The sequence below is a fragment of the Gottfriedia acidiceleris genome (genome assembly GCF_004138285.1).
Taxonomy (GTDB): domain Bacteria; phylum Bacillota; class Bacilli; order Bacillales; family Bacillaceae_G; genus Gottfriedia; species Gottfriedia acidiceleris_A.
Map to the genome: position 1 here is coordinate 63,420 of NZ_SCFN01000008.1, position 24,315 is coordinate 87,734.

General features: G+C 35.2%; 22 protein-coding genes. 17 read left to right on the top strand and 5 right to left on the bottom strand.

The annotated features are described in order from the left end of the window. Window positions 1-558 precede the first annotated feature (558 nt). The gene (locus EP747_RS13840) at window positions 559-1,824 is read left to right on the top strand and encodes an efflux RND transporter periplasmic adaptor subunit (protein ID WP_129690723.1); all 1,266 of its coding nucleotides are present in this window, start codon (window positions 559-561) and stop codon (window positions 1,822-1,824) included. 391 nt (window positions 1,825-2,215) lie between these two features. Here EP747_RS13840 and EP747_RS13845 read toward each other — a convergent pair whose 3' ends face one another. Next, window positions 2,216-3,511: an MFS transporter gene (locus EP747_RS13845; protein ID WP_129690724.1), complete on the bottom strand. Its 1,296-nt coding sequence runs from the start codon at window positions 3,509-3,511 to the stop codon at window positions 2,216-2,218. Between the two features lie 462 nt (window positions 3,512-3,973). On the opposite strand from EP747_RS13845, the gene EP747_RS13850 reads away from it, so the two are divergent. The 11 genes from EP747_RS13850 (at window position 3,974) to EP747_RS13900 (ending at window position 14,950) form a co-directional block, all read left to right on the top strand. Then, window positions 3,974-4,780, top strand: coding sequence for an alpha/beta fold hydrolase (locus tag EP747_RS13850; RefSeq protein ID WP_129690725.1), 807 nt, complete (start codon window positions 3,974-3,976; stop codon window positions 4,778-4,780). 33 nt (window positions 4,781-4,813) lie between these two features. After that, window positions 4,814-5,611 carry an IclR family transcriptional regulator gene (locus EP747_RS13855; RefSeq protein WP_129690726.1) on the top strand — a complete coding sequence of 266 codons (798 nt, stop codon included), beginning with the start codon at window positions 4,814-4,816 and terminating at the stop codon, window positions 5,609-5,611. A 274-nt stretch (window positions 5,612-5,885) separates the two neighbouring features. Beyond that, on the top strand, window positions 5,886-6,419 hold the full coding sequence (locus EP747_RS13860) for a cupin domain-containing protein (protein ID WP_098231233.1): 534 nt from the start codon (window positions 5,886-5,888) through the stop codon (window positions 6,417-6,419). Between the two features lie 110 nt (window positions 6,420-6,529). Beyond that, window positions 6,530-7,450, top strand: a complete 921-nt coding sequence (locus EP747_RS13865; protein ID WP_129690727.1) for a VOC family protein — start codon at window positions 6,530-6,532, stop codon at window positions 7,448-7,450. A gap of 63 nt (window positions 7,451-7,513) precedes the next feature. Beyond that, window positions 7,514-8,305 (top strand): SDR family oxidoreductase, encoded by a 792-nt coding sequence (locus tag EP747_RS13870; RefSeq protein ID WP_129690728.1) that lies wholly within the window; start codon window positions 7,514-7,516, stop codon window positions 8,303-8,305. 31 nt (window positions 8,306-8,336) lie between these two features. Then, the gene (locus tag EP747_RS13875; protein ID WP_129690729.1) at window positions 8,337-10,025 is read left to right on the top strand and encodes a thiamine pyrophosphate-binding protein; all 1,689 of its coding nucleotides are present in this window, start codon (window positions 8,337-8,339) and stop codon (window positions 10,023-10,025) included. A gap of 12 nt (window positions 10,026-10,037) precedes the next feature. Continuing rightward, window positions 10,038-11,483, top strand: coding sequence for an aldehyde dehydrogenase family protein (locus EP747_RS13880; RefSeq protein WP_129690730.1), 1,446 nt, complete (start codon window positions 10,038-10,040; stop codon window positions 11,481-11,483). Between the two features lie 15 nt (window positions 11,484-11,498). Continuing rightward, window positions 11,499-12,281, top strand: a complete 783-nt coding sequence (nadX, locus tag EP747_RS13885) for an aspartate dehydrogenase (RefSeq protein WP_129690731.1) — start codon at window positions 11,499-11,501, stop codon at window positions 12,279-12,281. A 31-nt stretch (window positions 12,282-12,312) separates the two neighbouring features. Then, window positions 12,313-13,614, top strand: coding sequence for an aromatic ring-hydroxylating oxygenase subunit alpha (locus EP747_RS13890; RefSeq protein ID WP_129690732.1), 1,302 nt, complete (start codon window positions 12,313-12,315; stop codon window positions 13,612-13,614). Between the two features lie 20 nt (window positions 13,615-13,634). Beyond that, window positions 13,635-14,144: an aromatic-ring-hydroxylating dioxygenase subunit beta gene (locus tag EP747_RS13895; RefSeq protein ID WP_129690733.1), complete on the top strand. Its 510-nt coding sequence runs from the start codon at window positions 13,635-13,637 to the stop codon at window positions 14,142-14,144. Window positions 14,145-14,167: 23 nt separating this feature from the next. Next, the gene (locus EP747_RS13900; protein ID WP_129690734.1) at window positions 14,168-14,950 is read left to right on the top strand and encodes an SDR family NAD(P)-dependent oxidoreductase; all 783 of its coding nucleotides are present in this window, start codon (window positions 14,168-14,170) and stop codon (window positions 14,948-14,950) included. Between the two features lie 306 nt (window positions 14,951-15,256). On the opposite strand, the gene EP747_RS24265 is transcribed toward EP747_RS13900, so the two are convergent. The 4 genes from EP747_RS24265 to EP747_RS13915 form a co-directional block, all read right to left on the bottom strand. Continuing rightward, a complete protein-coding gene (locus tag EP747_RS24265) occupies window positions 15,257-15,430 on the bottom strand; it encodes a hypothetical protein (protein WP_165347053.1) in 174 nt (57 codons plus the stop codon). A 288-nt stretch (window positions 15,431-15,718) separates the two neighbouring features. Further along, on the bottom strand, window positions 15,719-16,423 hold the full coding sequence (locus tag EP747_RS13905) for a DUF421 domain-containing protein (protein ID WP_235832881.1): 705 nt from the start codon (window positions 16,421-16,423) through the stop codon (window positions 15,719-15,721). 351 nt (window positions 16,424-16,774) lie between these two features. After that, window positions 16,775-17,074, bottom strand: a complete 300-nt coding sequence (locus tag EP747_RS13910; protein WP_129690735.1) for a hypothetical protein — start codon at window positions 17,072-17,074, stop codon at window positions 16,775-16,777. Between the two features lie 115 nt (window positions 17,075-17,189). Next, window positions 17,190-19,031 (bottom strand): prenyltransferase/squalene oxidase repeat-containing protein, encoded by a 1,842-nt coding sequence (locus tag EP747_RS13915; protein WP_129690736.1) that lies wholly within the window; start codon window positions 19,029-19,031, stop codon window positions 17,190-17,192. 395 nt (window positions 19,032-19,426) lie between these two features. On the opposite strand from EP747_RS13915, the gene EP747_RS13920 reads away from it, so the two are divergent. The 5 genes from EP747_RS13920 to ablB are packed head-to-tail and all read left to right on the top strand — an operon-like array spanning window position 19,427 to window position 24,273. Then, window positions 19,427-20,761: an aspartate aminotransferase family protein gene (locus EP747_RS13920; protein WP_129690737.1), complete on the top strand. Its 1,335-nt coding sequence runs from the start codon at window positions 19,427-19,429 to the stop codon at window positions 20,759-20,761. Then, window positions 20,758-21,456 (top strand): CoA transferase subunit A, encoded by a 699-nt coding sequence (locus EP747_RS13925; RefSeq protein ID WP_129690738.1) that lies wholly within the window; start codon window positions 20,758-20,760, stop codon window positions 21,454-21,456. Before EP747_RS13920 ends, EP747_RS13925 begins: the two co-directional genes overlap by 4 nt. Then, window positions 21,441-22,103: a 3-oxoacid CoA-transferase subunit B gene (locus EP747_RS13930; RefSeq protein WP_129690739.1), complete on the top strand. Its 663-nt coding sequence runs from the start codon at window positions 21,441-21,443 to the stop codon at window positions 22,101-22,103. The genes EP747_RS13925 and EP747_RS13930 overlap by 16 nt, the downstream gene beginning before the upstream one ends. Window positions 22,104-22,118: 15 nt before the next feature. Then, window positions 22,119-23,432, top strand: a complete 1,314-nt coding sequence (locus tag EP747_RS13935; RefSeq protein WP_129690740.1) for a peptidase — start codon at window positions 22,119-22,121, stop codon at window positions 23,430-23,432. Then, entirely contained in the window at window positions 23,410-24,273 is an 864-nt protein-coding gene (gene ablB, locus EP747_RS13940; protein ID WP_129690741.1) for a putative beta-lysine N-acetyltransferase, read from the top strand. The genes EP747_RS13935 and ablB overlap by 23 nt, the downstream gene beginning before the upstream one ends. Window positions 24,274-24,315 lie beyond the last annotated feature (42 nt).

Below are 24,315 nucleotides of genomic sequence, written 5' to 3' on the forward strand. Positions count from 1 at the left end.
AAATTGAAGGAGGAATGACTAATAATTCCTCGAAATTTTCGTAAGCGTTTTCTAATGCGTATACGAAATACATTTTAATAGACTAAATATTGGAAGAAATATCCTTTTCTACAAACATATTTTTTGTATTGTAACATAGTTCAATAATACTACGCAATAATAGTATGAATGTTTTAAATATTATATTTTAATCTAATAGAATATTAATTTTAACTAATTTAATGAAAGTGTGTGCAAAAATACATAGATGTATCAAGGGGTTCTGTGACTTTTTTAGTAGACTTTAATTATTCATTCTTTCAGATAAAAATTAAAACATAAATGATAAAATTATTTTTTTGAAATTAAAGTTTGAATATTCTGAAATAATATAAATCTACTCAGATCACCTCCAATAGTTCACTCAGGAGAGACAAATAATAGGCTTATTAAAAAAAACATACCAAATATTTATGATTTTCTAAAAAATCTCCTTGAAACGCTTTTTAAAACAATAGACAATAGATATAGGGAAAGTCGTATTATGTTTTTGGCAAGATAAGGAAGGGGTATAGTTTTATGGAAACGGCGAAAAGAATTGACGAAGAAAAAGAACAAGCAAAAGTAACTACGCCACGTCAGAAGAAATTTATTTTAATAGGGATCATTGTTCTTTTAATCGTTTCTGTGGTTCTTAGCGTAGCGGTGGTAGAAATTAAAAAAAGTAAATCTAAAACATTACAGTTTATCAGCCCAACAGTAAAAAGTTTTACGAAAACTGAAACTGTGTCTGGTCGTGTAGTACAAAGTCATACTGAAACAATTTACGTAAATCCAACAAAAGGTTCTATAAATGAGATTTTTGTTAAAGAAGGAGATACTGTCACTAAAGGGCAAAAACTTTTTTCTTATGAAGATACAACTATAGCAGCTGAACTAGGACAAGCAGAAGTAAATAAGAAGCTAGCAGAAACAACTGTTACGCAGAAAAACGATCAAATTGCATCATTAGAGAAAGACATTCAAAATGCTATTTCAGCGTCAACATCTAATACAACTGATGCAAATAATACAGATAAAAATGCAACAAATACAACAAATACAACAAACACACCAGAGATTCAATCGCTACAAGCTGAACTTAATACTGCAAAAGAAGAGCTTAATGCTACACAGCTAAAAGTAGAACAATATACACTTGAAGCTGAAAAGCTGAAAGCACAACAAGAATCATTAACTGTTAACAGTAATAATGATGGGGTAGTACTTAACTTGAACAAAAGTATCGGTCAAGGTTATAAAGCAACAGATAAACAGCAAATCTCAATTATGCAAATTGCTTCAAATGAACCATTTCAAATTGAAGGAAAGCTAACAGAAGAAGAGAAAGCAAAAGTTGAGCCTGGCCAAACAATTAAAGTGAGTTCAAAGGTTGTTGCCGATAAGAGCTGGAAAGGAAGTATTTCAGAGGTAAGTAACTATCCTTTGAATGATCCATCCACAAATCAAGATAAGAATTCCAAAAAAGAAACTATACCATATTACACTTTTAGAGCAACACTAGATTCACAAGAGAACCTATATCCTGGCTATGAAACAAATCTTGAAGTAGTAGTACAATCAAAGGATTTGTTAGCAATACCTGAGACGAGCGTTAAAGGATCAGGAAAATCAAAATATGTGTATGTACTTAAAAAAGGAACTATTTATAAACAAAATGTAAAAACTGGTCAAAAACAAGGGAAATATGTTGCCATTCTTAAAGGAGTAAAGGAAGGGGATAAAGTAGGGAAAAATCCTTCCTGGACTGTCCGCCCTGGAACTAAAATTGATTTAAATAAGTAATAGAATAGACGATCACTGTAGAAAATTCATTTTACTATAGTGATCGTCTATTTGTTTTTTAGAAACAAAGGTAAAAAAGGGCGTCTCAAAAAGTCAGGTTAACTGACACGAGACGCCTTTTTTAATGTGAAACTAGTATTTAGTCGAAGTAGTATAGGTATCTCAACAGAACTTTTCATTTTAGTTGAGAAAATGGCTCTTTTTTAATAGATATTTAGAAGAGTTTTATTCGATTTAGTAAGAGTTAGAATATATTTGCTAGTTTTCCATTTCAAGTTATCTATTGGACTTCTTATTTGCGATTCGCAGTTATAAAAAAGGGGCTACCCGTTTAAAGTTATACTTTTGGGACGCCCCCTCCTTATAAAAGCGTTTTCAAAAATTAAATTGATTAAGCATTAATTTTTTGTGGAGGTAGGGGAACAGCGCGTAGTTCGGTTGCTTCTTCTTTAATAGAAAATAAATAAGCGATCAATCCTAAGAGAGCCGTAATGATTAACATAATAATTGAGGTAGTGAAATTGCCTCCTGATGAATCACGTAACCAGCCCATAATATAGCTAGAAAAGCCACCCATTAGGTTTGTAAATCCGATTAAGCCTGCTGCACGGCCAGCCGTCTCTTGAGTTGAATATTTTACTAAGAACATATTACTAAGATGGAAGACTCCACCTTGACATCCCATAGCAAGTCCCATGCAAATCCCTGCTAATACTGGATTTGGAACAAGAACTGCCATTGTTAAAAATATAGCAGTCAGTGAAAATAATATTGATGCCATTAAGCTTGGGCGTCTGGTTTTATCGGCAAGAAAACCACATGCGAGAACAAATCCAAGTGCAAATAACCATGATAAAGAAGTAATGCTTGTCATACCTTCACGATCAAAACCTTTTGCCTCGATCAAGTATGTTGGCAGCCAAATGCTTATTCCAAAGAAAAGGAAAGAACACACTAACATACCAAACCATACAATCCAAAAACGATAATCTTGAATAAAATTTTTATTCCCATTGGAACTACTTACTTGATGTTCTATTGGTTCTATTGGACGGTGAATTAGATCCAATTCTTCTTTACTAACCCACGGGTGTTCATCAGGTGTATTTCTTGTAAGAAAAATAAACATAGGAATATTAATTAAAAAGTTAAATCCAGCGAGCAGAAAGAAAGCTGATTGCCAATGAAGTGATGAAATAACAAGTACTAATATAACTGCCCCAATTGCTGGTCCTAAATAGTTACCTGTAAGCCAAGAAGCTTGAGCTCGCCCTAGCTCTCGTTTGTTGAACCAAGCAGAGATAAATTTCCCTGAAACAGGAATCATCATCCCTTCCCCAAATCCAAGAATAATTCGACTTATAATAAATGCTTCATATGTAGTTGAGAGCCCAGATGAAAACATAGTAAGAGACCAAACAAATAATCCAGCTATAGCCGTTTTTCTCGCACCAAATTTATCAATAATGAATCCCCAAAATAGATTCGAAATTCCATATGCAATCGTAAAAACAAATGAAAGAAGACCAATTTTTGCATTTTTGTCAACACCAGTCATACCGAGCGCCTTCAAAAACTCTGGATCTGTTTGTATGACAGAAATGCCAACTTTATCAATTTGTCCGAAGAACCAAAAGAAAAAGATTGGTAAAGCGATTAAAATCCATCTTTTTTGTCTATGTAGCATTAAAATTCTCTCTCCTTTTAAAATCAAGTAATTGCGTTTAAAATTTGGAAGGAAAAAGCAGAAACTACGTTTACCTAATAGATATTGAAGTTCAAATAATCTGTTTTGATACTTCAAGTATTAATTTTGGCTCAAACCGAACGATCCACTCCTTTCGTTATAAGTACAAAAGTTTTAAATATAAAACACTGTTTCAAAATTTAACGATGAAACTCTTTTAAAGATAAAATAATTAGAAAAGTTTGTCAATTATGATTTTACTGAAATATTTTCCAATTTTTATGTTTCAATAGCATAATCAATCATTTATCTATCCATTGAAAAAATAGAGTTATTGACATTAAATTCTGACAAATCTATAATTCAAGTTAAAAAAACATGTTTTTTATATGAAACATTATGTTTTTTTGATATTCAGGTTAATAGATTTTGATTATAGAGAATAGAGTGGAGGTAATGCGGATGCCAATTAGTCATTTAAAAGAGTTATCGATTCATTATCAAGAATCAGGTGAAGGACAAGCCCTTGTAATTTTACATGGTTTGGGAAACAATTCTCAGTCATGGAAGCATCAATTAAGTGAATTGAAGGAAAATTATAGAGTAATTGTTTGGGATGCTCCAGGTTATGGTGGGAGTTCCGATCTACAAGTGGAGTTCCGTGAATTTTCCGAGTTTGCTAATGTTCTTAAAGAGTTTTTGGATAGTCTAGGGCTAGATTCTATCTATTTACTAGGTCATTCAATGGGATCGGCAATTGCAATTGATTTTACGAATCGTTTTCCACATATGGTCGATGCGTTAATTATTTCAGATGCAACACGTGGAGCAGCTGGATTAAGTAGAGAAGAAAATGAGAAAAAACTTCAAAATAGATTAAACTCCATTGAAAATCTACATCCAAGTGAACTAGCCAGAAAAAGAGTAAAAGCATTACTTGCTCCAAATGCATCAGCTGAGGTTATTAAAGAGGCTGAACGTATAATGTCACAAGTACGTCTATCTGGTTACCGTTCTGTTTCCTACTCTTTATCAAACTTAAACCAAATGGAGATTCTGTCTTCAATACCTGTTCCAACACTTGTTATGTGCGGGGAGTTAGATCAAGTAACACCAGTAAGTGAATCACAAATATTTCACGAGTTGATTCCAAATTCGGAATTTGTTATCGTTCCAAATACAGGGCATTTATGCTATCAAGAAGATCCTAAAATATTTAATCAATCCGTGTTAAACTTTTTAAAGAAACAACCGATAAGTCAAAAGTAGAATTGAATCTATGTATTAGGAGAGGTTTGCTCGATGGATAATGTAGAAAAAGAAAAATATAGCGCCAATTCTTTAGTTAGAGGTTTAGAAATTATTAAGCTTTTTAATGAGGAACATCCTAGTTTGTCACTTTCAGAGATTGCAAAAAAGTTAGGAGTAAGCAGAACAGTACCTTATCGATTACTTTATACACTACAGTCGATTGGATATTTAACACAGGATGAAAATACGAAACAATATTCGTTAACTCCTAAAGTTCTTGAATTAGGTTTTAGTTATATAAATAGCTTGAAAATACCTGAAATTGCACAACCTTATATGGAATCATTACGTGATGAAATAGGTGCTTCTTGTCATTTGTCAATTTTAGATGGACATGAAGTAGTCTATGTGGGTAGTGCTCCGGTTAGAGGAGTATCAGCAGTCAACGTCAATATTGGTTTAAGATTACCAGCTCATGCAACTGCAAATGGAAAGCTACTTCTTGCATACGAATCAAAGGATAGTCTTATGCAACTGTTCCAAGTTACAAATTTAACGCCATATACAGATAAAACATTAACGACGCCTGGGGAGTTTATGGATCAATTAGAAAAAATACGTCAAAATGGCTACTCTATGACTAGTGGAGAATTTCATCAAGGTATTCATTCAATCGCTGCACCTATTTACGGTAGAACAGGAAAGGTATTAGCAGCACTGAATATCGTAGCGACTGAATTATCTTATCAGGAAGATTTCATGAATAAAGTTGCATTACCTAAACTTCTAGATGTCTCTGTTTTACTATCAAACTATATGGGTTACAATGGCAGAGTTTCAAGTAGGTAAAATAGTTCAAGTTAAAAATATGGATTCCCATACTAAGGGAATCCATATTTTTTTTGCAAAGAAAACTAGTTATAAACCTTGAAAATACAGTGCTTTTTTATATTTAACTTTTATGACATATCAAAATTTTCTAAAAACTATGTTGACACAAAGGATAAACCATCCTAGAATTATTTTATAGATAAAACACTGTTTTGTATATAAAACACATTTAATATTAAATACAAAACATTTTGTTTAAAAAAAGAACAACAATACAGGGAGGATTTTAAAAATGACAAATGAAACTTTTTCAGTTAAAGAATTTGAAAAAAAATACGTGGCTCGCTTAGAAGACCGTACGTTAGATTGGAATGTCTTAAAGTTTCAAGAGGAAATTGATCCTAGATACAAGCGTGCACAAATGCGTTATATTGGACGCGGTGCGACAGCGAATAATGATTCAAATGTAATTACAGCAGAACATTTTACATTAAGTACAATGGTTCTACCTCCTGGCTGCATTGGACCTTTACATCTCCACGATGATGTAGAAGAAGTATTTTTCATTCTTGAGGGAGAAGTTACTGCTTTAATTCAAGAAGTTGGTAAAGATGAAGTACATGAAATTAAATTAAAAGCTAGAGATTGTATCAGTTCTCCTCCTGGCGTTCATCGAGGAATTAGAAATGATGGAGACACTGAAGCACGTATGTTAGTTATGCTTGGCGCAGTGAAACCAAACCTTCCAACCTATCCAGAGGGTAGTGCGCTTGAAGAACTTCGTAAACAACGTGCTAAAGAAAGAGAAGCAATCATCAAAGGTTAATTAAAAAAATTGAAAAAGGGTCAGCTGCATTTTGAATAAATTGCAGCTGCCTTTTTCAATAGAGTTAATTAAAGAAAGCGCTTTATATAGATGAATGGGAGGGATTGTTGGTGCTAGGAATTACTCATTTAAGACATATAAGTTTGATCACACCAAACTTTGAAGAACAAGTGAACTTTTACGAAAAGGTTTGGAGTTTAGATCGTGTAAATGTTTCAGATGACAATATTGCATATTTTCGAGGGGCAGGACCTGAGCATCATATACTAAGCCTTCGAAAGGGCGATAAATGCGGTTTGCATCATATCGCATTTGGAATGGTCGATAAAAATGCAGTTGATCGTGCAGCGGAAATCTTACATTCAAAAGGTGTACATATTGTTGAAGAGCCAGGTTATTTGGATGAAGCTGGTGGAGGATATGGACTTCGATTTGTTGATCCAGAAAACCGTGTAATTGAACTTTCCGCTTGGGTAGAGGTTCAAACATCGATTTGGACTAATAAAAACGTTGATCCCGTGAAATTAAACCATGTAGTTATGAACACAAAAGATTTAGATATGATCGTGGAGTTTTATACTGATGTGCTTGGATTCAAAGTGACTGATTGGAGTGAGCACCAAATGTCCTTCTTAAGATGTAATCGAAAACATCACTCGATTGCATTTAACCAAGATGCACACGCTTCAGTTAATCATATTGCTTACGAGGTTGATTCGGTGGATGAACTGATGCGAGGCATTAGTAATGTTAGGAAAGCCGGATTAAGTGAGTTATGGGGGCCAGGTCGACATGGTCCTGGTAATAATATCTTTTGTTATTTTCAAGATCTCGGTGGATTTGTCATGGAATATACATGTTATCTTGAAACAATTGAAGATGAGGCGGAGTGGAGAGCGCGAGTTTGGAAACGCGTGCCACATCTAATGGATCAATGGGGAATTGCTGGTCCACCAAAACCAGAAGCTCGTAAAGCTATGGGCGGAGAGCCGGATAATGGCTGGGTAGATACAACGGTTAAAGTACGTTAAAAAGTTTAAATAAAAATGCTTTAAATAATACGAACCATGAAAGCTTTAATAAGGGGTGACGGGATGGATCTTGGGTTAAAAGGAAAAGTTGCAGTGATTATGGGTGGCACTTCTGGTGTTGGACTGAAGACAGCTGAGTTATTTTTAGGTGAAGGTGCTAAAGTAGCAATTTGCGGAAGAAGCAAAGAGCGTGCAGATAAAGCATTAAAGCATTTACTCTCATATGGCAAAAGCGAAGATCTATTTGCTACGACCTGTGATGTTACATCAAAAGAGGAAGTTAACTCGTTTATTCAACAAACAGCAGAAAAGTTTGGTGGAATTGATACGTTAGTGAATGCAGCTGGTCAAAGTGTTATGGGGCATTTTTTCGATATTACAGATGAACAGTGGCAGGAACAAATTCAATTAAAATATTTCGCTATTATTTATGCAGTTCGTGCAGCTCATCCTTATTTAGTGAAAAGAGGAGGGGGCCGAATAATTAATATAAATGCAACTCTAGCGAAAGAGCCCGAGCGTCATATGGTAGCAACAGCAGCAACTCGTGCAGGACTTTTAAATTTAAGCAAAACGTTGTCTCAAGAATTAGCATCAGACAATATTTTAGTAAATTCAGTATGTCTTGGATTAATTCGGACAGATCAATGGGAACGTAGAAGATTAAAAAATGCTCCTGATATGGATCCTGAAGAATATTATAGAGATCTTGCGATAAAAAGAAATATTCCTCTAGGTCGTGTAGGTGAAGCAGAAGAGGTTGCTAGTGTAATTGTTTTTCTTGCTTCAGACAAAGCGAGTTATGTGGCTGGTTCTACAATTGAAACTGCAGGTGCAATCGGTAAAGCACTTTAAATAAATTATTAGACAAAGGTAGGATACCAAGATGAAAAATCAAGAAGAGATCATATTTACTACTGCGGATGCCGTCGTAAAAGAGTTAGTTCAAGCAGGCGTAGAAGTCGCCTTTGGAATCGTAAGTATTCACAATATGCCCATCTATGACGCGATTTTAAGGGATGGAAGTATCAAGCTAATCTGTTCACGTGGCGAAAGTGGAGCAGTAAATATGGCAGATGGCTATGCACGTGCGACAGGGAAATTAGGTGTTGTTATTACTAGTACAGGAACAGGAGCAGGAAACGCTGCTGGTTCATTAGTAGAAGCATGGGCAGCTGGAGTTCCACTACTACATCTGACTGGAGAAGTAGCTTCACCTTATCTTGGTACAGGTAAAGGGTACATACATGAATGTAAAGACCAGCTTTCAATGATGAGTGGTGCTTGTAAAAATGCTGTAAGACTTAGAAGACCAGAACAAACAGCTGGTGTAGTAAGAAAAGCAATTGAAGAAGCATTAACTGCTCCAACTGGACCAGTTAGCTTAGAAATTCCAATTGATTTTCAATCAGCAATTATCGAGGACGTTTCAATTGATAAGGTACAGGTAGATGTTTTTAAACCGCAACTAACTACCGTAATACCAGAAATCGCAATTTCAAAAATTCTAGAAGCACGTCGTCCAGTTATTTGGGCTGGTGGCGGTGTTATTTCTGCAAATGCCTCAAAAGAGTTAACAAATTTAGCAGAAATTCTTGGAGCTGCTGTCATTACAAGTCAATCTGGAAAAGGTTCGATACCAGAAGATCATGAGCAATGTATAGGTCATTTTGCGGCCAATGAGTCGACAAAAGAGTTTTTGAGAAATGCAGATTTACTGATTAGTGTAGGTGTACGTTTCAGAGGAAATGAAACTTCTAACTGGAAAGTTCCTGTCCCAGAAGAACATATTTCGATTGATGCAGATTTTAATGCAATTAATCGTAATTATAAAGCAACAGTTGGGTTAGTCGGAGATGCAAAAGATATTTTATCGGCTCTAATTAATAAAATCGATGAAAAGTCTATTTCGGTTATACCATCTTATAAAGAAGAAGTACGTTCATTAAGAAATGAAGTACGAGGACAACTTCGTAAAACACTTGGCCCATTTGAACAATTTGTAGATGGCATGAGAGAGATTCTACCGAGAGATACGATTTTGGTTCGAGATGTGACAGTACAAGCAAATGTCTGGGGTAGCAGAATATTCGATATTTATGAACCGAGAACATCTATTCACGCATCTGGTGGCGGGATCGGTCAGGGTCTTCCTACTGCTATTGGAGCTCAATTGGGTTGCCCTCATCAAAAGGTCGTATTAATGGCTGGAGATGGTGGGTTTATGGTTAATGTAGGTGAAATGGTAACTGCAGCTGAAGAAAATCTTCCTATTATTGTTGTGTTATTTGATGATTCTGGCTATGGGGTTCTACGTAATATTCAAGAAGCGGCATACGGTCGCCAAGTAGCAGTGAATTTATTAAGTCCAGATTTTGTAAAACTAGCTGAGTCAATGCATTTTGAAGCAGCACGTATTGGTTCAGGAGACGAATTTGTTAATGAACTAAAGAAGGCAACTGAAAGAAGAAAGCCAACAATGATCGTTGTAGATATGGAAGCAGTTGGACCTATGGCAAAACCTTTTGGCGGACCTCCAGGAGCAGCTGAAAGCTTTAAACCAAAAAAATTATAAAGGAGATTCAATATGATTTCGACATATCCAGTTGTATCAGGAAGATATCTCATAAATGGTGAATGGAAAGAAAATAATGAAACATCAAATATTATTAATCCTGCAAATAAGTCGGAAGTAATCGGTAAAGTAGCATTATGTACTGAGGAAATCGTAAACGAAGCAATTAATGCAGCATCGAGTACATTTAAACTTTGGTCACAGAGTGAGATTCAGGATCGTGTAGAAAGAATGAAAGCAGCCGCGCAGGAACTTTCTAAAATCATTGAAGAACATGTTTCATTATTTGTTCGTGAAAATGGAAAAACACTAGTAGAAGCTAAAAAAGATTTATTACGCTGCGTTGAAGTAATGAATGGTGGAGCGGATGAACTTCTTAAATGGTGGAATCCAGAATTACTTCCAGGAAATCAAAAAGTTCAAGTAAGAAGAAGAGCTAGAGGGGTTACTGCAGTAATTACTCCTTGGAATTCGCCTATGATTTTAACATTTAAGCGAGTGATTCCTGCTGTTTTAGCAGGTAATACAGTTGTCGTGAAACCTGCGACAAATTGTCCGTTTACCATTATGGCTTGTTTAAAAGTAGTGGCTGAACATTTTCCGCCTGGTGTAATCAATATTGTAACAGGTTCAGGAAAAATGATTGGTGACAAGCTTTGTTCTGATTCACGTGTTCGTACGATTGCTTTTGTCGGAAGTACACAAACAGGTAAAGATATTATGAAAAAGTCTTCAGGAAATCTTCAAAAAGTATATATGGAGCTTGGTGGGAATGACCCAGCAATCATTTTAGAGGATGCAAACTTAGATGAAGAAGCTATTAAACGATTAAGAATGAGTATTTTAAAAGCGGCTGGCCAAGTATGTTCGGCTATTAAGCGCGTATATGTACAAGAATCTAGATATGTTGAATTAGTAAAAAAATTAAAGAAAGAATTTGAGCGTATTGTTGTAGGTGATGGTATTCAACCTGATGTAACAATGGGCCCATTAAATAATAAAGCTCAGTATGACTATGTTAACGGATTAATCGAGCGTACTGAAAAAGCAGGTGCAAATGTAATAACAGCTGGAATTCAACTGAATCCTGAAATGTGGGATCAAGGTTATTACATCTTACCAACAATCGTAACAGGTGTTGACCAGCAAAGTGAGATCGTTCGTGCAGAACAATTTGGACCAGTAATTCCTATTCTACCTTTTTCAACTATTGACGAAGTTATCAAACTAGCAAATGATAGTGAATTTGGCTTAAGGGCTTCTGTTTGGACTGAAAATGAAGAATTAGCAGTTGAAATGGCAGATCGATTAGAAGCAGGCGCAGTTTTTCATAATAACCATACCATTTTTAGCGATTTAGCATTGGATTTCCCAGGGTTAAAAGAGAGTGGTGTTTCAAGGGAAACGAGACACTGTGGATTGGAATTCTTTGCAGATTCATACGGATTTGCAAATTAAGGATGGTGAATAAGCATGAAACTAGGTCTAATCGGCTGTGGAAATATTGGTCAATTTCTTCTTCAAGCAATTAATAAAAATGGAATGTTACCTGGTGGAAAGATTGTTTCAATTTATACGCGTTGTGAAGAATCAGGCGTTCAACTTGCTAAAGAATTTGAAACAGAAGCTTATCAAAGTGTAGAGGCGCTGCTTCTTTCTGATATAGATTTAGTCATTGAAGCTGCAACAGTAGAAGCAGCAGAAGAGTACGCTATAAAAGTTCTTGAAGGTGGAAAAGACTTATTGTTAAGTAGCATTGGGGTAATGGCTGATTCTGATTTTGAAGAAAGAGTTCGAGATGTTTGTTCAAGATATGCTGTAAATGTTTTCCTACCATCAGGGGCTATCGGTGGATTGGATATTTTAAAGTCAGCAAAAGCTGCGGATGGTCTAGAGACTGTTTCAATTACAACTAGAAAACCACCTGGAGCATTATCGAAAGAAGTATTAGATAAAGAAACGATATTGTTTGAAGGCTCTGCAGCTGAAGCAATTAAGCTATACCCAAGAAATATTAATGTGGCAATTGTATTATCCTTAGCTGGACTTGGTGCTAACAATACGAAAGTGAAAATTATTGCTGATCCAATTGCGATAAAAAATAGTCATTTAATTGAAGCATCTGGTGCGTTCGGAAAACTTAAACTTGAAATCGAAAATGATCCAATGCCAAATAATCCTAAAACAAGTTATTTAGCAGCGTTAAGTGTTTTGGCAAAGTTACAAAATAAAGACAAATATGTACAAGTTGGGTAAAGAGTCAAAATATGAAAGGAGAGTGCTGAGCATGATTAAAACAGAAAAAACTTTAGATGAACTGTCAAAAGAGCAACTAGTAAATTACTTAAACGAAACCGTCAAACCAGATGAAGGAGTCATTCCTGCATATCTTCTAGGTGATAAAGCTGTTTACGAATTAGAGCATGAAAAAGTATTTTTAAAAACATGGATTTTTCTAGGTCATGAATCTGAAGTTCCAAATCCGGGGGACTTTATGACACGTGAACTTGCAGGTTATTCGATCATTATCTCACGAGATAGCAATGGTGAAATCAATGCATTTTACAATATGTGTACACACCGTGGTATGAAGCTGTGCCGTGCTGATAAAGGAAACAAGACTTTATTTACATGTCCGTATCATGGATTTAATTTTAAAAATACTGGTGAACTTGTTGGGGTTCCGCTTCAAAAAGATATTTATGGCGAGAGACTCGACCGATCAAAAATGGGTCTTCACCAAGTAAAGCTAGAATCATATAAAGGTCTTTTATTTGGAAACTGGGACGAAAATGCAGAGCCTCTTGAAGAGTTTCTCGGTGATTTTAAGTGGTATTTAGATATCGTAGTAGGACGTGCTGAGATGGAAGTAATTGGAGCTCCTCAACGTTTTATTGTTCAATCAAACTGGAAGGTCGGTTCTGATAACTTTGTAGGTGATTCATACCATACGATGGTTACTCACGGTTCAATTGCCAAATTAGGTATGGTACCAAATGCAACATATTCGAAGCGTGGTTTTCAAATTCATACTGAAAACGGACACGGATTAAACCTTGGAACACCAAACCCAGACTTTGCTTTTCCTGAAGAATTAAAGGATGAGTATAAAAGTAATTTGTCAGAAGAACAATATGAAGTTCTATCAAACTTAAAAAATATGATTGGAAATGCTTTTCCGAATATGTCATTTTTAATATCTCACACAAAAGTTAAAGGCGAATTAATTTCGAATACTTCAATTAGAATGTGGAGACCAATTAGTCACAATAAAATGGAAGTAATTGCATGGATGTTAGTAGAAAAAAATGCTTCTCAGGAATGGAAGAATCGATCAAGAGATTCCTTTATCTTAACGTTTAGTCCATCTGGTATTTTTGAGCAAGATGATACTGAAGTTTTCACAGACATAACGGAAGCAGCACAAGGTCCAATGCCATTTCAAAAGAATTTAACTTATAACTATACAATGGGACTACATCGTGAACCCGTCGATTTTATCGGACCTGGAGTAGCCTATGATGATAAATTTACAGAAGCAAGTCAACGTAATTTCTATCAGTACTGGCTTGAATTAATGACAAAGTAATAAAGGAGGGAGGAAGGAAAATGAATATTGAAAAATTATTAGCAAAATTAGAATTTGAGCAGTGGTTAATTGATGAAGCAGAATTACTTGATGATATTGAATTTGATGATTGGTTTAGTTTAATGCACTCGAATCTAATCTATCAAATGCCTGTACGCGTAAATAAAGAAGGAACTGAACGCCCAGACTATTCAACTGAGATGTTTACTTTTAATGATGATATTGAATTATTAAAGCTTCGAGTAGATCGATTGAAAACTGACTATGCATGGGCTGAAATTCCTCCTTCAAGAACCCGCCGTTTTGTAAGCAATGTTAGCGTAAAAGAGTTAGTTAAAGAAGAGAAGGCAGTAGTTAATAGTTATTTACTGATCTATCGAAGCCGTAGCACAGATATTCACTATGATCTAATTTCTGGAGAACGTAATGACGAGTTTACATATGAAGATGGGAAATGGAAGCTTTCCAAGAGGGTATTTATTGTAGATCAAACGACAATTAATACTAGAAATCTTGCAATCTTTGTTTAATAGAAGAAAAAGGAGGCTAAGTCATGTTATTAAAAGATAAAGTAGTGTTAATTACAGGAGGCGCATCTGGAATAGGAGCAGCCGTTACAAGACGATTCATTCAAGAGGGAGCAAAGGTAAGTATTATAGGTCGCTCACTTGAAACACTAGAGCAAATGAAAGAAGAATTTAATGACAATCTCCTTATCATTCAAGGTGACGTAAGCAAATACGAAGACAATGAGCGAGCTGTAAAAGCAACTGTTGAACAGTTTGGTAAACTAGATGTATTTATTGCGAATGCAGGCGTTTTCGATGGATTTGCAAAATTCGCTGATGTGACACCCGATGCCCTATCAGATGCATATGATTACCTTTTAAATATAAATGTAAAAGGATCATTTTTTGGTGCAAAAGCAGCTTTAGAGGAATTACAAAAAACAAATGGTAATATTATCTTTACTGTATCTGGAGCAAGCTTCTACCCAGACGGCGGTGGAGTTTGGTACACGGCTAGTAAGCATGCTCAAATCGGATTAATGCGTCAGCTTGCTTTTGAACTAGCACCAAATATACGAGTAAATGCAGTAGCACCAGGAGGGACTTTAACAGCACTAACTGTCATCCCACCTTTACGTACTTTTACTAAATCCGTGGATAATGATACGAAAGCAAGCAATATAAAAAGAAGAAATCTACTTCAACTAGCACAAATGCCTGAAGATCATGTTGCAGCATATGTACTTTTGGCATCTGATCAGTCACGTGCGATCACTGGTGAAGTCATTTCTAGTGATGGTGGATTATCGGTTCGAGGACTTGGTTAAGAAATTTTTGATAAAGCATAGGGTGTCTTAAAGGGACACTCTCTTTTTTATTAGTGCTAATTAAATTGTAAGTGATAGTAGTTCAAACCGTATATATGATGAGTTATATAGAGACCAGTATATAATTTGAAGTTATTCCACTAACCTTCCATTTGCTTCAATATAAAATGAGCAACAAAAGTGACTCATGATCTTCGACTAAAGCATGCTTTAGTTGAATAATCATTTTTGATAATGTCTTGTGAAGTAGTAGACTTAAATTAAAAAATAAAAAATGTGCCAAGAGAACAGTTAATTCAATAGGTTTTATTTCATATTCTTTAGAGGGGAGATGACATTGTTATAAAAAAATCTTTCCCATTTAGCCAACAAACTGTTTCCATTTTCACCACGTTGTATTTCAATTTCATGGTTTTTATGAAATTCAACTGTTCGTTTATTATGCTTTTTATGCCATTGGTGTAGAGTTGCTTGTTTCATTTTTATTCCCCCTTCGATTAATAACATTTTTATATCTCTTGGATTGAAAATTACAAAGTTATTTTAGTCCCTTAGTTTTGACATAAATGAATGAAATTAATAGAGAAATTTAGGTGATGTAAAGCGATGTTCATTATTAAAATAGAACTCTATATGAAGAATAGAGATGCTTTACAACTAACACATGTGTTAGTTGTAAAGGGGTTTAATTAGATTCTATCTTTTCTGCATATCCTAATGCATTAAATAAACCCTTAATAACACTACAAACATGAGAATAACCTCATTTTATTTATATAAATATATATCAATCTTATCATTTTCATTTAGAGTTGCTAGTAATATTTCATTGATTGAAACATTATATTTATTTTTTAATTCTGCTATAAGCCAATTTAAATCTTTGTTGATTTTAGTAAGAGCTTCTTGTTCAACCGCCCCATCTTTAATAATTGGTTGGTTAAAATGAAATGGTTTATCTTTTATTTGAAGTTCTTCTCTTGTTGGTTGCTCGTATTTCGGATATAAAAACGTAGATATAAAACCACCAGCTTCCCAGCAAGCTAGCGCAACCTTTTTCGGATCATCAATTTTTTCTTTTCTGAGCTCTGAAAGTAATTCATCAATGGTAATTCGGGCTTTTTTTAAATTTTTATATTGTATGTTTCCATTAGAAATAAGATGCAATGGATGAGGATTCACATAATGTTTGAATTTATTTGATCTAAAAGTTAAATAGTTACAAAATAAATATAATAGAACTAAAACACCGATAGAAAGAAAGGAATCCGTTAACGCTAATTTTTCATCAGATAATGGATGGGCGATAATATTTCCTACGATGAGAACGATAACAAAATCCAGTAATCTCATTTGCGAAATTGTTCTTTGACCTAATATTTTCACACTAATTAACATAAAAATAAATCCAACTATTGCTCTCAACAACCAGTCAAAAAAAGTTAAAGAATGATCACTAAATAAAAAAGACAATTTACTACCCCCGATATATTAATCAACTTTAGTATCATAATAATTCAGTAAACTATACTACATAGGAATCTGAAAAAACTATTGTTTGGAGTTGATCTTCGTGAAAGATAAAAGCTCAGGGGGAACATATAATCAAGTCAAACGATTACTTGCTGATCAATATAATAAGAAGAATAACAAACCCTTCTGCGGCAAGGGACTAACTTTTATGTGTTTTATCTAGCAATGCATAATTTGTATAAAATCATCCATACAAATAGGCCTTTAAAATTTCCCTTAGAATTGATTCAAAAGAGGAAGTTTATAGGCCTTTTATTTTAAAAAATATTAAAAATTACTATCTGCAATTAATTAAAACCAAGAACGTCTTCTACAGCTCTTGATCAAATCCCACATTTCTCTTTGATGAGAAGGATTTTGTGGATCTACATTACAATTCATTAGCCACTCACATGCGTTTTCACGTTGTTCCTCAGTTATTGATACTTTACAACATTCTGACAGTCTGTCGATCATACTACATGCACCTTCACGGCTTTTTAAATCATTACAACGAAATGATCGACAAACATTAAAAATACGTGGAAAACAGCGAGGATCACACGCCTTACTACAAAATAACCTCATTAAAGTTGGGTCAAGATTTCCCATAAAGCCACTCCTTTATTATTTAAACCATAAACTAAAATGACATATACACAAATAACAATGTATTATATGCAATCATAGAAAATAAGGACAAGGCGTTTAACTAAGTAATTGTAAATTAGTCACTTGTCTTATACTTTTTTAGATAATGGCTTAATGTCAATAAGGGCCATATATAACGATAACTATGGTAATTTATATAGAAATGGCCTGGTAATCCTCCACCTGTTGGATAGGTCAATCGTTTATCAGGGATTTTTAACCAGTTTAAAATGTTTGATATTCCATCGTCAATTTCACTAGTAGGGTAATCGTTGATCGAAATGAGCGTATCAACTACCCATGATGTATGAACAATTGTGGAAAAGGATAGTGGGATATATTTTCTTTCTATGTCGCTTTTACAGGACTCACCCCAGCCACCATCATCGTTTTTTATATTAAGTAGCCAGTTGTTAGCTTTTTGAATGCTAGGGTGATTTGAAGGGATACCGACCGCTTTCATACCAGTAATAGCGGCCCATGTTCCATAAATATATGAAATTCCCCAACGACCGTACCAGGAACCATCTTCGTGTTGATGATGGATTAACCAATTAACTCCGTCTTCAATTCTTGGATGAACTATATTTAACTTTAATTTGGATCCTAGAAATTCGATTGTTCGACCGGTCAAATCTGCTGTAGATGGATCAACTGCAGTATCAACAAAATTTTGGATAGGGAAAATGAGTTTTAAGTACTTGCTACTGTTTTTTTCAAATGATGCCCATCCGCCGTCCTTATTTTGCATATCAAATAACCATTTCACTCCAGCGTTCCAAGATTTTCGATAATCGTCATCTATTAAGGAGATATCAGTTGTCGCTCTTAAGACTGCTTGTGTATCATCTACATCAGGATTTTGAGTATTGCTGTCTGAAAACCCCCACCCACCTAAACTAATCTTATGATCTTTCTCGACCACTGTATGTTGGAGGGAGACTAAGTAGTTAGAAGCGGACGCGATTGCTTCATCATTAACTGGCACACCGGCCTCCTGTAATGCGTAACTAGTAAGGGCTGTGTCCCATATTGTCGAAGGGGAGTTTTGGATATGAAGGGAATCTTCCAAATCAAATAAGTATGCTTTTATACCTAACACAGCACTTTGTATTACGGGTGAGGTAGATTGATAGCCTAATGAGAGGAGTGCATAAATTCCAATAAAAGTAGCGCTGGCATAACTAGATAAGGTTCCATCTCCTTCAATATTTTGAAGAATATATTTCTCGGCCTTCTTAATAGCCACTTTGGGTAATGATTTAATAAAAGGCATTTTAAAATTTGTGAATTTCCGTCTTTTGCTAATCTCTTTAAATTTATTGTTTGTAAACAAATGTTGTATAGTAGGCGTCCATTTATTTTTAATCGTAAATCTTTTATGCCCTAATATTAAAAGTGGAGCAAAATGGAATCGAACATAAGAACTAAATTTAAAGAAGGACAAAGGAAAAAACTTTGGTAAATTCATTAAAAGGAGAGGGACTGGAAAAAACCTGGGCCATGGATACAATTCATGTAAAGCAAGCATAAATTTTGTGGAGACGTGTACACTCTCTAATCCCCCATTTTGACGAATGAACGCTTCTGCTTTCTTCATTTTTTCATCAGTAATTTCTATATAACCCGAGAACAGTAATGCAGTGTAAGCCTCTACAGTTACCGATAAATTTCCTGAGTCATCATCAAAAAGCTTCCAGGCCCCACTGGAGTCTTGCTTTATTAATAAACGATTTACCAGTTTCTGAATTAGTTCTTCATCATGACCTTCAATCGTTCTTAAAATAATAATCATATAGGCATCTGTCATAGGACCGCTTTCGAAGCAATATCTCCATGATCCATCATCACTTTGATTAAATTTAATTTTATCTATTAGACTATCTATTTCAACTCTAACTTTCTCTGATAAATCCATTTTTAATCTTCACCGCCAACTGATTGTGATACATATTTTTTTTACATTAATAAATAATAAATTGGCAGGGAATCGTACTCGACGTGGTTGCCAATTTTAGGAATTAAGTGTAAGTGCAATTACGTCTCTGACTTCGCCTAAATAGGATCGTCAGTCGACGAGTTTTCTTTATATAGATATGTATATGGCCATCAATTGGGGCGGGCAACTATCTGTACAAATCATTTGTTAAGAAGTTAAAGTAGCTAATTAAATATTTTTGAAGGTTAAGTGTAAAAAAATAAAAAGGAAGTATCTCAGAAAGCAAGAATACTAAAAAATACCCTCTATTTAAATTTCCAATATTTAGTAGTGTGGCTTTTTTCGTTTTATATAAAGAAGGGCGGGGATAAAAAATGGAACGTGATTATTTAATTAAACCATTACTTGGCCAGCATTACCCTATGATTTCTCATGGAAAGGGTGTGTACCTATTTGATAAAGATGGAAATCGGTACATTGATGGGTCATCTGGTGCAATTACTGTAGGAATCGGTCATGGTGTTGAGGAAATCATTGATGTTATGACTGAACAAGCAAAACAAGTATCTTTTGTTTATCGTTCACAGTTTACTAGTGAACCTGCGGAGAAGCTAGCAAAGAAGCTGAGTGATATTACTCAAGGTGATTTAAACTGGACGTTCTTTGTTAATAGTGGTACTGAAGCAACAGAAACTGCTATGAAACTAGCAATACAGCATTACCAAGAAAAGGGAATCAAGGGGAAGAATAAAATCCTCTCACGCTGGATGAGCTACCATGGAATAACAATTGGAGCATTATCTATGTCAGGCCACCCTTTACGACGACAACGATTTGTACCAATCTTGGAGGATTACCCTTCAGTTTCACCACCATATTGCTATCGTTGTCCTTTCAACTTAGAACATCCATCTTGTGATTTAGCGTGTGCATCTGAATTAGAAACAGCCATTGATCGAATTGGCCCTGAACATATTGCAGCATTTATTGCTGAACCAATTATCGGTGCTGCAGGTGGTGCGATTGTACCATCTAAAGGGTATTACCAAAGAATTAAAGCTATTTGTGAAAAGTACGATATTTTGTTGATTGCAGACGAGGTTATGACTGGCCTTGGACGTACTGGGAAAATGTTCGCAATGGAGCATTGGGGTGTTCAGCCTGATATCGTTACGCTTGGAAAAGGATTAACATCTGGATATACACCAATGGCTGCAACGATTGCTAGCGATCGCGTTATTGAACCGATTATGCAAGGTTCAAAACTTGTAATGAGTGGACATACTTTTAGTGCCAATCCACTATCAGCTGCAGTTTCATTAGCCGTTATTGAGTATGTTGAGAAACATAATTTAGTACAAGCTGCAGAAGAAAAAGGTAATTATCTGATGAATAGGCTCCAAGGATTAAAGGAGAAATTTCCATTCGTAGGAGATGTTAGAGGAAAAGGTTTATTAATCGGTATTGAATTTATTCATGATATAAAATCAAGTTCATTTATTCAAAGAGTAATGAGTAAGGGGTTACTTTTATACCCTTCCGTAGCCGGAAAAAACGGAAAGGAAGATGCAGCTTTCATGATTGCACCACCTTTAACTATTACTTATGAAGAACTGGATGAATTGCTTCAAATTCTCGATGAGAGTTTAAAAGAATTGGAAATGGAACAATCCCATCTAACTTATACAGCTAAGGGGGAAATCGTATGAATTTAGTTGAAAATACTTATAAAAAAATAGCAACAATGGAACAAATTCTTCAATTTTTTCATGACGACATGACGCTAATGGTTGGGGGATTTGGAGGAGTCGGTTCACCGCCAACTTTACTACAAACTTTATTTGAAAGTGGAGTTAAGGATCTTCACTTGATTTGCAACGATACTGGATTTCCGGATATTGGCATCGGAAGAATGGTAAGGAATGAAAGGATCAAGTCAATTGTGACATCTCATATAGGGTCGAATCCGTTTGCAGGAAAATTAATGACAGAAGGTAAGCTCAAAGTAGAATTTTCTCCGCAAGGTACTTTAGCAGAGCGTATTCGAGCTGGTGGAATGGGGCTTGGAGGAGTATTAGTAGATGTAGGTCTTGATAGTATGGCAGAAAACGGTAAGGAAAAGGTATCTGTAAAAGGTAAACAATTTCTAGTTGAAGAAGCTCTTAAGGCAGAAGTCAGTATTATTTTTGCAAAGAAAGCTGATCCATTTGGAAATTTGGTTTTTGACAAGAGTGCGAGGAATATGAATCCTCATATGGCTATGGCAGGAGATATTACGATTGTAGAAGCGGAAGAAATCGTTCCACTTGGCTCGTTGAATCCTGAGGAAATCGTAACTCCAGGTGTGTTTGTTGATTACATAATTTCATCAGAAGGAGTGAACTGGAAATGGGCATGGGAATAGACTTTCGTCAAAAAATTGCAATGCGAGCTGCTAAGGAAATAAAAAACGGGATGATCGTAAATTTAGGAATCGGAATTCCATCCATTGTTCCTGATTACTTACCGGAAGATGTACATGTTATGTTCCATGCGGAAAATGGCGTTATGGGAATTGGACCGAGTCCCGAAAAAGGAAAAGAAGATGAAAATTTATGTAATGCAGGTGGTTTCCCGATAACTGTATTAAAAGGTGCTAGCTATTTTGATAGTGCTACTGCTTTTGGCATTATACGAAGAGGTTTACTAGATTTAACGGTTTTAGGGGCATTACAAGTTAGTGAAAAAGGAGATTTAGCAAACTGGATTGTACCTGGAAAGCGTGTACCAGGAATAGGTGGGGCAATGGATTTAGCTCAAAAAGCTAAAAGAGTAATAGTCGTTATGAATCATACCGATAAAGCTGGGAATCCAAAAATTGTGGAAGAATGTAGTTTGCCATTAACTTCTAAATCTTGTGTAGATTTAATCATAACGGAAATGGCTGTTATTGAAGTAGTCAATAACACTTTAGTGCTTAAAGAACTAATGAGTCCATATACTGTAGAGGATGTAATCGAAAAAACTGGTGCGAAACTAGAAATTAGTACGGATTTAAAAATGTTTATATAGAAAAGGGTGAAGAGGATGAGTCATTACAAAAAAGTTATTCAAGATTATATAAGCAATCATAAAGCTAAAACAATTGATCTTCTTAAACAACTAGTAATGGAAAATAGTGTGTCTGGTAATGAGAGTAAGGCACAAGCAATTGTCCTTGAAAAATTGAGAGAGCTTGAATTGGATTTAGACGTATGGGAACCAGATCTGAAAGAAATGAAAGAGCATCCTTATTTTATTTCTACAAGAGACAGTTTTACAGGTAGTCCTAATATTGTCGCTACGCTTAAAGGAACGAGCGGAGGAAAGTCCATGATCTTAAATGGACATATAGATGTTGTTCCAGAAGGAAATATTCAGCAATGGACTTACCCTCCTTACAGTGCAACCGTAGTAGATAACAAGCTTTATGGGCGCGGGGCAACCGACATGAAAGGCGGAAATGTTGCGCTAATTTTAGCAATTGAAGCAATAAAAAGAAGTGGAATTACACTAAAAGGTAATGTTTATTTTCAAAGTGTAATTGAGGAAGAGAGTGGTGGCGCTGGTACACTTGCTACAATATTACGAGGATATTCAGCTGATGGTGTTATTATTCCCGAACCAACAAATATGAAGTTTTTCATTAAGCAACAAGGGTCAATGTGGTTCCGTCTTAAGGTAAAAGGTAAGGTAGCACATGGAGGTACTCGTTACGAAGGTGTAAGCGCTATCGAAAAAAGCGTTCTCATCATTCAGCAAATCCAAAAACTTGAGCAATTACGAAATGAACGAATAACTGATCCGTTATATGATGGAGTACCGATTCCGATACCAATTAATATAGGAACAATTCATGGTGGAACATGGCCATCTTCTGTATCTGATCTAGTGACTTTAGAAGGAAGATTCGGAGTAGCGCCAAATGAAAGATTAGAAGATGCGAAAAAAGAATTTGAGAATTGGATAGGTAATATTAAAAATCTTGATGATTGGTTCGTAGAAAATCCTGTAGAAGTAGAGTGGTTTGGAGCAAGGTGGGTTCCTGGTACGATTGAAGCTGATAGTGAATTAGTGCAAACTTTGCAACAAAACTATCTTGAAACAATGAAACAAAACCCAGTTGTTGAAGCTGCACCATGGGGAACTGATGGAGGATTATTTACACAAATTTTAAATATTCCGATGATTGTTTTTGGACCAGGGGAGACAAAAGTAGCTCACTACCCGGATGAATTTATTGATTTAGATCAAATGTTTTTAGCAGCAGAAATAATTGCTTGTACATTAATTGACTGGTGTGGAGTTGAGGGCCAACAACATGAAGGTGAGGGAGCATATGAAAACGAAAAAGTATTATGAAACAATTAAAGTTCAACAAGAAAACTATTATTTCGAAGGTGCTTTAGATTATTTTAATGAGCGAATTCGAGTTGATTTTTACTTAGGGAACGTATCACTTCTAATCGAGAGAATAGAAGAGCTAGCAAAAGAACACAAATTTACTAAGCTAATTATTAAAGCAAGAAGTGAACATATTTATTCCTTCTTACAATCAGGATATATGATTGAATCTGCACTGAAAGGCTATTTTCAAGGTAGTGATGGCTTTTTTGTTACGAAATATGCTAGCCAGGATAGAAGAAATAGTCTTTATTGGGCTGCTGGAGATGATATTTTAGATGCTGTTTTAAAGAGTGATCGATCAAAAGAAAAAGTAATTCCTGACGATTATGTTTTACGAAGAGCTGAAAAAAATGACTCAAAAAAACTTGCTAAATTATATGGTCAAGTTTTTAAGGTATATCCTACACCTTTAAATGAATCCACTTATGTTGAAAAGACGATGGATGAAGGAACTATTTATTGGATTTATGAGAAAGATGGAAATATTGTAAGTGCAGCATCTGCTGAAGTGGACTTCGGTCAAAGAAATGCCGAGCTAACAAATTGCGCAACACTTGAAGAGCATCGTAAGCATGGATTGATGAAGGAGCTAATGAAGAAGTTGGAACAGGATTTAGTAAGCCAATCAGTTTATTGCTCTTATACGATAGCGCGAGCATTATCATATGGAATGAACGCAGCCTTTCATCAATTAGGATATAAGTATACTGGAAGAATGACAAACAACTGCTATATCTTTGATAAATTAGAAGATATGAATGTATGGGTGAAGGATCTTTCAAAAGTAATCTTTTAATGTCAAACTGCCGAAAAGTGAGCGTTAAATTGCCAACTTTTC

Coding starts and splice junctions, on each gene's coding strand:
- EP747_RS13840 (WP_129690723.1), top strand. CDS start 559: ATGGAAACGGCGAAAAGAATTGACGAAGAAAAAGAACAAGCAAAAGTA.
- EP747_RS13845 (WP_129690724.1), bottom strand. CDS start 3,511: ATGCTACATAGACAAAAAAGATGGATTTTAATCGCTTTACCAATCTTT.
- EP747_RS13850 (WP_129690725.1), top strand. CDS start 3,974: ATGCCAATTAGTCATTTAAAAGAGTTATCGATTCATTATCAAGAATCA.
- EP747_RS13855 (WP_129690726.1), top strand. CDS start 4,814: ATGGATAATGTAGAAAAAGAAAAATATAGCGCCAATTCTTTAGTTAGA.
- EP747_RS13860 (WP_098231233.1), top strand. CDS start 5,886: ATGACAAATGAAACTTTTTCAGTTAAAGAATTTGAAAAAAAATACGTG.
- EP747_RS13870 (WP_129690728.1), top strand. CDS start 7,514: ATGGATCTTGGGTTAAAAGGAAAAGTTGCAGTGATTATGGGTGGCACT.
- EP747_RS13875 (WP_129690729.1), top strand. CDS start 8,337: ATGAAAAATCAAGAAGAGATCATATTTACTACTGCGGATGCCGTCGTA.
- EP747_RS13880 (WP_129690730.1), top strand. CDS start 10,038: ATGATTTCGACATATCCAGTTGTATCAGGAAGATATCTCATAAATGGT.
- nadX (WP_129690731.1), top strand. CDS start 11,499: ATGAAACTAGGTCTAATCGGCTGTGGAAATATTGGTCAATTTCTTCTT.
- EP747_RS13890 (WP_129690732.1), top strand. CDS start 12,313: ATGATTAAAACAGAAAAAACTTTAGATGAACTGTCAAAAGAGCAACTA.
- EP747_RS13895 (WP_129690733.1), top strand. CDS start 13,635: ATGAATATTGAAAAATTATTAGCAAAATTAGAATTTGAGCAGTGGTTA.
- EP747_RS13900 (WP_129690734.1), top strand. CDS start 14,168: ATGTTATTAAAAGATAAAGTAGTGTTAATTACAGGAGGCGCATCTGGA.
- EP747_RS24265 (WP_165347053.1), bottom strand. CDS start 15,430: ATGAAACAAGCAACTCTACACCAATGGCATAAAAAGCATAATAAACGA.
- EP747_RS13910 (WP_129690735.1), bottom strand. CDS start 17,074: ATGGGAAATCTTGACCCAACTTTAATGAGGTTATTTTGTAGTAAGGCG.
- EP747_RS13915 (WP_129690736.1), bottom strand. CDS start 19,031: ATGGATTTATCAGAGAAAGTTAGAGTTGAAATAGATAGTCTAATAGAT.
- EP747_RS13920 (WP_129690737.1), top strand. CDS start 19,427: ATGGAACGTGATTATTTAATTAAACCATTACTTGGCCAGCATTACCCT.
- EP747_RS13925 (WP_129690738.1), top strand. CDS start 20,758: ATGAATTTAGTTGAAAATACTTATAAAAAAATAGCAACAATGGAACAA.
- EP747_RS13930 (WP_129690739.1), top strand. CDS start 21,441: ATGGGCATGGGAATAGACTTTCGTCAAAAAATTGCAATGCGAGCTGCT.
- EP747_RS13935 (WP_129690740.1), top strand. CDS start 22,119: ATGAGTCATTACAAAAAAGTTATTCAAGATTATATAAGCAATCATAAA.
- ablB (WP_129690741.1), top strand. CDS start 23,410: ATGAAAACGAAAAAGTATTATGAAACAATTAAAGTTCAACAAGAAAAC.